This is a genomic window from Corynebacterium sp. HMSC058E07 (assembly GCF_001809885.1).
GTDB classification, from domain to species: domain Bacteria; phylum Actinomycetota; class Actinomycetes; order Mycobacteriales; family Mycobacteriaceae; genus Corynebacterium; species Corynebacterium macclintockiae.
This window is the reverse complement of sequence record NZ_KV799291.1, coordinates 921-11,238: the sequence shown is the minus strand read 5'-3', so window position 1 is coordinate 11,238 and position 10,318 is coordinate 921. Positions and strand designations below refer to the sequence as shown.

At 61.2% G+C, this 10,318-nt stretch carries 10 protein-coding genes, 2 tRNA genes and 1 CRISPR repeat array; of the genes, 6 read left to right on the top strand and 6 right to left on the bottom strand.

Translation table 11 applies throughout. The features are described from left to right. Positions 1 to 125 precede the first annotated feature (125 nt). Positions 126 to 440, bottom strand: coding sequence for a hypothetical protein (locus tag HMPREF2678_RS09910; protein WP_070552265.1), 315 nt, complete (start codon positions 438 to 440; stop codon positions 126 to 128). Between the two features lie 94 nt (positions 441 to 534). On the opposite strand from HMPREF2678_RS09910, the gene HMPREF2678_RS09905 reads away from it, so the two are divergent. Genes HMPREF2678_RS09905 through HMPREF2678_RS09890 form a run of 4 tightly spaced genes read left to right on the top strand, consistent with a single transcriptional unit; the run spans position 535 to position 4,739 of the window. Next, positions 535 to 1,635, top strand: a complete 1,101-nt coding sequence (locus tag HMPREF2678_RS09905) for an S-(hydroxymethyl)mycothiol dehydrogenase (RefSeq protein ID WP_070552267.1) — start codon at positions 535 to 537, stop codon at positions 1,633 to 1,635. Positions 1,636 to 1,676: 41 nt separating this feature from the next. After that, on the top strand, positions 1,677 to 2,318 hold the full coding sequence (locus tag HMPREF2678_RS09900; protein WP_070552262.1) for an MBL fold metallo-hydrolase: 642 nt from the start codon (positions 1,677 to 1,679) through the stop codon (positions 2,316 to 2,318). Positions 2,319 to 2,343: 25 nt separating this feature from the next. Beyond that, the gene (locus HMPREF2678_RS09895) at positions 2,344 to 4,461 is read left to right on the top strand and encodes a heavy metal translocating P-type ATPase (protein ID WP_070552259.1); all 2,118 of its coding nucleotides are present in this window, start codon (positions 2,344 to 2,346) and stop codon (positions 4,459 to 4,461) included. Beyond that, a complete protein-coding gene (locus HMPREF2678_RS09890; RefSeq protein ID WP_034967151.1) occupies positions 4,461 to 4,739 on the top strand; it encodes a metal-sensitive transcriptional regulator in 279 nt (92 codons plus the stop codon). The genes HMPREF2678_RS09895 and HMPREF2678_RS09890 overlap by 1 nt, the downstream gene beginning before the upstream one ends. Positions 4,740 to 4,771: 32 nt before the next feature. On the opposite strand, the gene HMPREF2678_RS09885 is transcribed toward HMPREF2678_RS09890, so the two are convergent. The 5 genes from HMPREF2678_RS09885 to HMPREF2678_RS09870 all read right to left on the bottom strand — a co-directional run bounded on the left by HMPREF2678_RS09885 (position 4,772) and on the right by HMPREF2678_RS09870 (position 7,728). Continuing rightward, a complete protein-coding gene (locus HMPREF2678_RS09885) occupies positions 4,772 to 5,443 on the bottom strand; it encodes an Ltp family lipoprotein (protein ID WP_080716089.1) in 672 nt (223 codons plus the stop codon). Between the two features lie 158 nt (positions 5,444 to 5,601). Continuing rightward, positions 5,602 to 6,327 carry an Ltp family lipoprotein gene (locus HMPREF2678_RS09880; RefSeq protein WP_083303467.1) on the bottom strand — a complete coding sequence of 242 codons (726 nt, stop codon included), beginning with the start codon at positions 6,325 to 6,327 and terminating at the stop codon, positions 5,602 to 5,604. Positions 6,328 to 6,400: 73 nt separating this feature from the next. Beyond that, positions 6,401 to 6,553, bottom strand: a complete 153-nt coding sequence (locus HMPREF2678_RS10675; protein ID WP_371325846.1) for an Ltp family lipoprotein — start codon at positions 6,551 to 6,553, stop codon at positions 6,401 to 6,403. Between the two features lie 679 nt (positions 6,554 to 7,232). After that, on the bottom strand, positions 7,233 to 7,433 hold the full coding sequence (locus HMPREF2678_RS10435) for a hypothetical protein (protein ID WP_155269702.1): 201 nt from the start codon (positions 7,431 to 7,433) through the stop codon (positions 7,233 to 7,235). A 222-nt stretch (positions 7,434 to 7,655) separates the two neighbouring features. After that, a tRNA-Asn gene (locus HMPREF2678_RS09870) sits at positions 7,656 to 7,728 on the bottom strand. A gap of 209 nt (positions 7,729 to 7,937) precedes the next feature. On the opposite strand from HMPREF2678_RS09870, the gene HMPREF2678_RS09865 reads away from it, so the two are divergent. Together HMPREF2678_RS09865 and HMPREF2678_RS10305 are read left to right on the top strand one after the other, a co-directional pair. Further along, positions 7,938 to 8,011: transfer RNA gene (locus HMPREF2678_RS09865), tRNA-Ile, on the top strand. A gap of 98 nt (positions 8,012 to 8,109) precedes the next feature. Beyond that, entirely contained in the window at positions 8,110 to 8,352 is a 243-nt protein-coding gene (locus HMPREF2678_RS10305) for a hypothetical protein (protein WP_141747097.1), read from the top strand. Positions 8,353 to 8,396: 44 nt separating this feature from the next. After that, positions 8,397 to 10,316: a CRISPR direct-repeat array (repeat unit 28 nt; unit sequence GGCTCATCCCCGCTGGCGCGGGGAGCAC). Positions 10,317 to 10,318 lie beyond the last annotated feature (2 nt).

Here is a 10,318-nt window from a genome sequence, read left to right as displayed (position 1 = left end):
TTTCGCCAGTTTAACCTTTTGGTTTGCAGTGGTGAAGCGTCCTGGGGTTAGTTCCTATCTCAGGTAAGGAAGGGGACTAAACCCAGGACGCTTCACTCACGTCGCGAGCGCGAGTGTTCCGATGTTCACTTAAAGGGGTTCTTTGGCACCTTCTTGGACGATTCAATGCGGTCATTTGGATGCACGTCATCGGCCTCGACGATGGTCTGGCCCTCGCCCAGCGAATTACGGGTGGAGCGGTTCAGGTCGCGCACCTCGTGCATGCGCGGCTCCGGATCCAGGCGGTTGGCCAGCGCCTTGCGGCCGGAACGTACAACGGCCTTCGTGATGTCCGAGTTCACTGCGGTCTGATAGCCACGGCGGATCTGTTCGTAGCGACGGCGACCGGCCTTCGTGCCCATCAAGTAACCCGCGGCGGCGCCGACGACGAGCTGGATCATGTTGGCTCCTTGGAGGTTTGCGTTGGTTGCGTTAGCTAATAGCTCAAGCTTACGCGAACCCACCAAAGGCACAGAAGCTTGTACAGTGGGTGACATGACTACAACTGTTAGAGCGGTAATTTCCCGCGCGAAAAACGAACCCGTCGAACTGACCGACATTGTGATTCCCGACCCGGGCGATAACGACGTGATCGTGCGCATCCAGGCCTGCGGCGTGTGCCACACCGACCTGGCCTACCGCGATGGCGGCATCACCGACGACTACCCATTCTTGCTGGGGCATGAGGCCGCCGGCGTGGTTGAGCAGGTCGGTGACCGCGTGACCCACGTGGAGGTCGGCGACTATGTGGTGCTGAACTGGCGCGCCGTGTGCGGCCAGTGTCGCGCCTGCAAGAAGGGCGAGCCGAAGTACTGCTTCGATACCCACAATGCCTCGAAGAAGATGACCCTGGCCGATGGCACGGAGCTAGAGGCCGCCCTGGGTATTGGAGCTTTCGCTGAAAAGACGCTGGTTCACGAAGGACAGTGCACCAAGGTGAATCCGGATGCCGATCCTGCCGTTGCGGGTCTGCTGGGATGTGGCGTCATGGCCGGTCTCGGTGCCGCAGTGAACACCGGTGAGGTCAAGCGCGGCGAATCCATCGCCGTCATCGGTGTAGGTGGCGTGGGCATGGCCGCGATCGCCGGTGCAGCCGTTGCAGGTGCGACGAAGATCATTGCTATCGATATTTCGGACGCCAAACTCGCCCGTGCCGTTGAGGAGTTCGGTGCAACCCACACGATCAACAGCTCGGAGCTTTCGGACGAAGAGCTGGTGGCGAAGGTCCAGGAGATCAACGGGGGATTCGGCGTGGACGTGGTGGTGGACGCCGTGGGCGTGCCGCAGACGTTTAAGCAGGCGTTCTACCTGCGAGACCTGGCTGGCCGTGTGGTGCTGGTGGGCGTGCCGACTCCGGAGATGACTCTGGAGCTGCCGTTCCTGGACGTGTTCAGCCACGGTGGTGCGCTGAAGTCCTCTTGGTATGGCGACTGCCTGCCCGAGCGCGACTTCCCTATGTATGTGGACCTGTACCAGGAGGGGCGTTTCCCGCTGGATCGCTTCGTGGATGAGCGCATTGGCATTGAAGGGGTGGAAGAGGCCTTCGAGAAGATGAAGCAGGGCGAGGTTCTGCGTTCCGTAGTGGAGTTCAAGTAAGCCGCGCACGACGCAGAGTCAGAGACCAAGAGAGGTAAGACATGAGCGAGCAGAAGTTTGAAAACCCGCAGATCGAGCAGTTTGTGACCTCCGGGAAGTTCCGGCTAGACGGCGGCGAGTGGGACGTGGATAACAACGTGTACCTGCTGGCCGAGGGTGACCGTTGCATCGTGGTGGATCCGGCACACGACGCGCAGGCGGTGATCGACCACGTAGGCGACCGCACCGTGGAAGCGATTCTGTTGACCCATGCGCACAACGACCACTGCGAGCTGGCCCCGGAGCTGGCGCAGAAGTGGGGCGTAGAGGTCTACCTGCACCCGAACGACCAGATGCTGTGGGAGGAATCCAATGGTGATGCCCCCTTCACCCCAATCGACGTAGCGGACCCGCGCTGGGCGAATTGGGGCGTGCGCCTGTTCCACACCCCGGGGCATTCGCCGGGCTGCATTGTCGTAGAAGTTCCGGGGCGCAACGCGCTGCTATCCGGCGACACGCTGTTCAACGGTGGGCCGGGAGCAACGGGACGCAAATACTCCAGCTTCCCGACGATCATCGAATCGCTGCAGTCGACGGTGTTTAAGCTGCCGCACGATATGAAGGTGTACCCCGGCCACGGTGATAGCACCACGGTAGGCGCTGAGGCTGCGCGCATCGAGGAGTACATCGAACGTGGATACTGATACCCCCTAGGGGTATAATGGGGGCATGGCTATAATAGATCTTGACATCACAGGCATGACCTGCGCTTCCTGTGCGAATCGCATTGAGAAGAAGCTAAACAAGCAGGAGGGCGTGACCGCCACCGTCAACTACGCCACGGAAAAGGCGCACATTGAAACGGGAGAGGGGGCGGCCACTGACGCGAACGCCTACATCGCCATTGTGGAGAAGCTCGGCTACGGCGGTAGCGTGCCCGCGCCGGTAGCACCCGCCGACGACCCGGCCGCCAAGGAGCTGCGCGGCCTGAAGCGCCGCCTAGTGGTCGCCATCGCGTTGGCCACCCCGGTGATCCTGCTGGCGATGATCCCGCCGCTGCAGTTCGATTACTGGCAGTGGATCAGCTTCGCCCTGGCGACCCCGGTGATTCTGTGGGCGGGTTGGCCTTTCCACAAGGCCACGTGGGTGAACCTGAAGCACGGCGCGGCGACGATGGATACCCTCATCACCGTCGGCACTTCGGCGGCTTATCTGTGGTCGCTGTACGCCCTGTTCTTTGGCCACGCGGGCGAGCCGGGTATGCGCCACGGCTGGTCTATCCTGAACCACGCAGGCGACCCGATGGGGGACATCTACTTCGAGGTTGCCGCGGGAGTGGTGACGTTCGTGTTGGCGGGCCGGTACTTCGAGAAGCGCGCGAAGCAGCGCGCCGGGGATGCCATCCGCGCGCTGACTGACCTGGGCGCCAAGCAGGTCACGGTGCTGCGAGATGGCGGGGAAACGTTGCTACCCATCGAGCAGCTGCAGATCGGCGACCACTTCCTGGCTCGCCCTGGCGAAAAGATCGCCACGGACGGCCGCATCGTGGATGGCTTGTCCGCGGTTGACCAGTCGATGCTCACCGGCGAGTCTGTGCCCGTCGACGTCGGCCCCGGCGACGAGGTCACGGGTGCGACCATCAACACCTCCGGGCGCCTGGTCGTGGAGGCCACCCGCGTTGGCGAGCAGACGAAGCTCGCGCAGATGGCCAAGCTGATCGACGAGGCTCAGTCGGGCAAGGCCGACGTCCAGCGCCTGGCCGACAAGGTCTCCGGCATTTTCGTTCCGGTCGTCATCGTGATTGCGCTGTTCACGCTGCTGTTCGCGGGCTTCAGCAATGCGGTCGCGGTGCTGATCATCGCGTGCCCCTGCGCCCTTGGTTTAGCGACGCCCACAGCCCTGCTTGTCGGCACAGGTCGCGGGGCCGAGCAGGGCATTCTGATCCGCGGACCCGAGGTCTTGGAGGGCGCGCACGCCATCACCACCGTGGTGATGGATAAGACCGGCACGGTGACGACGGGCACCATGCGGGTAGTCGACGTGACCCCGACAGGCGGCAACCGCCCTGAGGTTCTGCGCGCCGCGGCGGCGGTCGAGGCGTACTCGGAGCACCCCATCGGCCGAGCCATTGCAGAAGCCGGGCGGGCGGAGTTCGGCGACCTGCCGGAAGTTACCGGCTTTAGGAATCTGCCCGGACACGGCGTGGAAGGAACCGTCGACGGCCAGGTGATTCGGGTTGGTCGGGGGGACGAGGGGGCGTCCAGAAATAAGGCAACCACAGTCAGCATTAGCGCCGATGGGCAGGCGATCGGCACCATCAGCGTGGCCGATACAGTGCGGCCCACCAGTGCCGAAGCGGTGCGGAAGATGCACGAGATGGGCCTGAAGACCGTGCTGCTGACCGGTGATAATCAGCAGGTGGCGGACGCCGTGGCGCGCGAGGTGGGAATTGACGAGGTGATCGCCGGGGTGATGCCGGAGGATAAGGTAGCGCACGTTCGCTCGCTGGAGAATGTGGCGATGGTTGGTGACGGCGTGAACGACGCGGCGGCGCTGGCGAGCGCGGATCTGGGCATTGCGATGGGCTCGGGGACGGATGCCGCAATCGAGGCGGCGGACATTACCGTCATGCGCGACGACTTGCTGGCAGTGGCGGATGCGCTGCGGCTGGCGCGCAAGACGCTGCGGACGATCAAGGCGAACTTGTTCTGGGCGTTTGCCTACAACGTGGCGGCGATCCCGCTGGCCGCATTCGGTCTGCTGAACCCGATGCTGGCCGGGGCGGCGATGGCGTTATCTAGTGTGTTTGTGGTGAGCAACAGCCTGCGGTTGAAAGGATTCAAATAATGCACGGGTACTTGAGTGACAAGGAGCGCTACCTGGCGCGGCTGAAGCGGATCGAGGGGCAGGTGCGCGGGCTGCAGCGGATGGTGGATGAGGAGCAATATTGCATCGACATCCTCACGCAGGTCAGCGCGCTGCAGTCTGCGCTGAAGGGCGTGGCGCTGGGGTTGTTGGACGACCACATGAACCACTGCGTGCGGCACGCCGCGGAGGCCGGGGGAGAGGAAGCCGAGGAAAAACTGGCGGAGGTATCCCAGGCCGTGAAGAGGCTGGTTCGTTAAGGAGGCAGGGGCAGGGGTGCAGGGGCAGGGGACTACATGTTGTCCACGCCGTACTGGGCCTGCTCTGGGGTAAAGCCCTCGTAGATTAGCTGGTCGTAGAGTCCGTCGTTAGACATTGCTAGGCCGGACTGGTCGTATTGCTGAGCCATTTTGACAGCCTGAGCGTTCCAATCGACCGTGATGTTCTGCATGGCGTATTCGATGGCATCGGCCGGGAAACCTTCATAGTCGAGTTGCTTACGGAGCCCCGGGTCTGAGAATGCCATCAGATTGAGGTAGTTGTTGGCAGAGCGCAGCGCGTTGCGCTGCTCGCGAGTTGCATTGCCGTCCGCAGCGTTGGAATCACCGGCTGGTTCTTCTACTTCCTCGGAGTCAGAGTTCTGTACCTCAGCAACCTGGCCGGTGCTTTCTGTGGCATTTTCTTCCGGAGAGGTTGGGTTGGGACTATCGCTGGTTTCAGACGGTGCGGTTTCGGTCACGGTGACAACGCTGCTGGAGGAAGAGGATGCATTGTCACTCGAGTCCTCCTCACCCCAAATGGTTCCGATGATGCCCAGCGCTACAAGCGTGCCGACGACGCCCAAGATGAAGATGAGCACAACCTTGCCCTTGCCCATTCCTTTGTTGTCCGACTGTTGAGGTGCCGGACCACTGGAGGGGTAACCGTAGGAATCGCCGTAGGGAGCGGGTTGGGGAGCGGTCATTGGCCTAGTCCTTGTCGTCTGTCAAAAGTGGAGGGCAGAGCAGGCTTGCTCTGTGCACACTCCGTAAAGACTAAATAACCGTCGGCGAATCTACCTACACGATAAGAAAAGCCACCCCTTTCCTGGGTTAATCCTCAGGTTAGGGGTGGGGTGTGGGCTTACATGTTGTCCAGGGCGTACTGGGCCTGCTCGTCGGTGAAGCCAAGGTTCCTAGTGAGCATGTCCTTGAGCTGATTCTTGGGCATCGGTGAGTCGCCCTTAGAGAGTTGGCGGGCCATGTCCACGGCCTGCTTATTCCAATCGGGGTTTAGCTTTTCGATGGCTTTGTTGATCTGATCCTCGGAGTAGCCCTGGATCTTCAGATTGTCGTGGATGCCTTTCTCGGACAGTTTGAAAACGTTGTAGGCGGTTGCGGCTGCCTTGTTTGCACCATCTTGGGTCTTGGGCTTTGAAGGGTCGGAAAGGTCGGGCAGTGCAGGTACGCCAGATGCGTTGGGGGTGCTGGTCGGGGAGTCCGCTGAGGAGTCCGATGGGGAGTCCGCTGGGTTGCCATTCGGGGCGTTAGTCCCGCCGTTGTTGTCACCTCTGACATCCATAGCGGTCATGTCGGTTTTGGAGTTGGATTCTTCGGCGGAGCCCTTGTCTTCGGAGGTAGCGGCGGGCTGCTGGTCGTTGCCAGACTCATCGTCACCGCTAGTGAAATACCAGACGGAGCCACCGATGATGCCGATCAGAGCGACCACGCCGATTACGATCAGGGCTAGCTTCTTGCCGCCGGGTTTGGTCTGCTTTGCATCCTCTTGGGCTGCGCCAGGTGGCCTGTTGGACGGATCTTCGAACGGATTAGGTTTCTGAGGTGAGGGGTTCGAGGTTGGGGTTTCCATTGGAGTTCCTTTGAGTCTGGACTTTTGAGAGTGGTGGAGGGGAGAGATGGGAGGGGGCGAAAGGGGGCGCGGGCTACATGTTGCTGATGCCGTACTCGGCTTGTTCGTGGGTGAAGCCAACGCCCTCAGTCATGGTGTTGTATATCGTATCCCGATCATCGGTTCCAAGGGGTTCGGAGAGGTGACGGGCATACTTAATTGCCTGCTTGTTCCAGTCCGGCTTGATCTCTTCCAGGGACTTTTTGATTTGCTCTTCGGAGGCTGTATAGAGGTTGGCTCTGGGGTTGGTGTTGGGGAAGGGCGGTCTTGAGGATTCTTGTTGGGCGAGTTCATCTGTCTACATTTTTCTGTGGCTGAGTAAAGGCGATGCACCGTAGGCAAAATGCACGGCTGTAGGTAAAAATGCGGAAGAATCGTGTTTTGTTTCCGTGGACTAGCTTTGTACTTGCAAGTAGTACTCGGTTGCTGGTCGACCGGTAGCGGGTTCCCAACAAATTGGTTCGCCCGTGGTTTTCGCCATTGTGATCGCCCTTGGGTTGACGTGCACGTGGGAAGCGGTCAGGCGTTCTCTATTCGCCGACCGTTGGCAAATACACTTGCTAAGGCCACCAGATCGAATCCTGCAATGATGCTTGCACTAATCACATATCCCAAAAAGGCCAAGTAACCACATAGAAGTAGAACTGGGAGAACTGGGGTGAGGCCAAATATCTGCCCCCTTCTCGCGGCCTTGGCCGGCTCTATGTAAGGCGCTGTTCGCGTTAGCTCGTCGGCCCGGGTTTGTGAGCGCAATGCCTCCACATACGCCGAGTAAAGTTCGGGAGTTTCACTTCGCAATTCACTCATCTTGTCGATGTCCGGCATAAGAAGCGGGACATGCAGATGGTTCTCTTCCAGGTAGGCGGTTATTTGGGCGAGGAGAACGGGGTCGTTTCGGAGCTGCTCAGAGCTGATGCCCGTACCAATGCTGCGTTGAGGGAAGTCCTCGGCGCTGGGGGTGGCATTAGGCTTTGCATGCGGCGGTACGTCGCGGCGCCCTGTAGATCGAGGATGCTGCCCACTCCCGTCAGGAACGCCCGGCGCTTGCTGGGGTTCGTGGTCGTCATGGTTCCATTACCTTACCCTTCTGCGTTCGCTTAGGTGAACAACTGTGGTGGTTGAGAATGGAGGTAAGTGTAGAGAGGGGAATGGACAAGCCACCTAGCAATCGAACAAAGGGTCTATGTCTCAGCCTAAGATTTCTAAGATCGCTCAGAAGTGACGTAGCGGCACCAACGCGAAAACCCCGACCACCTGCATGTAGTGCAGTCGATCGGGGCTTTTAGTTGCTCCCCCAACTGGGCTCGAACCAGTGACCTTTCGATTAACAGTCGAATGCTCTGCCAACTGAGCTATAGGGGATTAAGTTGTTTGAGCTTCAGGCGTAAGCCCTTGCCCTGTGCAACGGAATCATACTCTATATGCCTGGGGTGTAAACAGACAAATCGCCAGGTCAGGTCACCTATTGTGGGGGCTGTTTTCGTTGAAACTGGGGTATATGACTACCCGCCAAAGGCGGTGTGGTTGAATCTTTTGTTAGCAAGCCGCTCCATCGAGTGGCGACGCATACTGGGGCTATAGCTCAGTCGGTTAGAGCCGCGGACTCATAATCCGCTGGTCGCGGGTTCGAGCCCCGCTGGCCCCACAGAAAACGGCACGTCAGAGCCTATTTCCCCTACCTATAGATGCGGAGGAATAGGCGCGTGAGTTGGTGCACCGGCCACGTCGAACAGCATTCTGGCGTTGATTGGTTTCTATTCGCCGGCGCGGACGGCCGGGAATGTTTCCTGCCCGGCGCTTTTCCAGGTGATGTCTAATGACGCCGTCACTCCAACGAATGTCGCCCTCAAAGCCGCTGGCAAGGTCCAGCGCGCTACGATTCACATTCACGAGGGCGGCCACTTCGACCCCTACGTGGAGCCGCTGTTCCCGGAGATCATTGAGGAGCAGCTGGCATTCCTGCGAAAAGAGGTTCCGGTTAAGTAGATCCCCTGCAGCGAGCCGTCCAGATTGTCGCTAGAACGGGCCTAAGCATGCCCCCGCTGGCGCGGGGAGCACACGGAGGCTGCGTCTCGGCGTGCGGTGTCGTCGGGCTCGTCCCCGCTGGCGCGGGGAGCACTTCGTCACAGCCTTAACGGCCTTCAATAGGCCAGGCTCATCCCCGCTGGCGCGGGGAGCACTCAACCCGTGCCCGGAAAATTCTTAGGATCCGAGGCGCATCCCCGCTGGCGCGGGGAGCACTAGTCCGCAGCCTGCGTGTAGAGCTCTTGCGCCGGCTCATCCCTGCTGGCGCGGGGAGCACCCGAATTGATCGGCAATCCAATTAAATACCGGCGGCTCATCCCCGCTGGCGCGGGGAGCACGGCATCAATAAGGTCACGGGTGCTGTGCAGCAGGGCTCATCCCCGCTGGCGCGGGGAGCACCCCACGCCAACCGCGATCTTGCCAATAGACTCCGGCTTATCCCCGCTGGCGCGGGGAGCACGTGACAGGCCGTGTCACCGTGGACCCCATCGAGGGCTCATCCCCGCTGGCGCGGGGAGCACGTGACAGGCCGTGTCACCGTGGACCCCATCGAGGGCTCATCCCCGCTGGCGCGGGGAGCACGCATGAGTTCAAGGACTCTGAGGAGGCTTCCGGGGCTCATCCCCGCTGGCGCGGGGAGCACTTTTCAGGTACTCGATAGCCATGCCCGCAGAAAGGCTCATCCCCGCTGGCGCGGGGAGCACTAAGAAGCACACACTAGGCCCCGGAACACTGACGGCTCATCCCCGCTGGCGCGGGGAGCACAGTCGTTTTAGGCATGTTAGTTCCGTTCGTTCGGGCTCATCCCCGCTGGCGCGGGGAGCACGCGCCACCCTCATCGTTTTCCTGCAGTTGCTTAGGCTCATCCCCGCTGGCGCGGGGAGCACCCGATACATCGGCCTTGATCTTCTTCTTTGTCAGGCTCATCCCCGCTGGCGCGGGGAGCACGCTGGTTTTGTCGCTGCGGTGAAGTCGGGGAAGGGCTCATCCCCGCTGGCGCGGGGAGCACGTTCATGCGGTCAGCAGTCGTGCCCCACGCGCCGGGCTCATCCCCGCTGGCGCGGGGAGCACGCAGTCAGATTCGGTGACGTTCTCCGATGTTGAGGCTCATCCCCGCTGGCGCGGGGAGCACGGCCAACCAATGTACAAAGACGCTGACCGCAACGGCTCATCCCCGCTGGCGCGGGGAGCACTTCCCGGAGGACTACCAGCAAATCCTGAAATGGGGCTCATCCCCGCTGGCGCGGGGAGCACCAGGTGGGGAGGTGGCTTATCTAATGCCACTGAGGCTCATCCCCGCTGGCGCGGGGAGCACCGAAAGCAACGACCCCGAACCAAAAATCACTACGGCTCATCCCCGCTGGCGCGGGGAGCACCGCTCCATGTCGCCATGTACAAAGTCGTTCCCCGGCTCATCCCCGCTGGCGCGGGGAGCACAAACTCTTCCGCGAACTCCGAAATGCCGGCGTGGGCTCATCCCCGCTGGCGCGGGGAGCACTTCCTCACGCCTAAAGACTGTTTCCGGGGGGGCGGCTCATCCCCGCTGGCGCGGGGAGCACACGCGGAAAAGTTGCGGAGTCAGAATCAGTCGAGGCTCATCCCCGCTGGCGCGGGGAGCACGCATGGCCTCCGGCATTAAGCAGGGTGTACAGAGGCTCATCCCCGCTGGCGCGGGGAGCACACGCCTGCCCCTCACTATCTAACTCAATAAGCGGGCTCATCCCCGCTGGCGCGGGGAGCACATGGGTACAACTGCCACAAAGACGGCATTGCCGGGCTCATCCCCGCTGGCGCGGGGAGCACGGGGTACCATTTTTCGCGTTAATATCCCAGTTAGGCTCATCCCCGCTGGCGCGGGGAGCACCTTTTCTACGGCGTGGCAGTGGCTGAAGGACACGGCTCATCCCCGCTGGCGCGGGGAGCACAG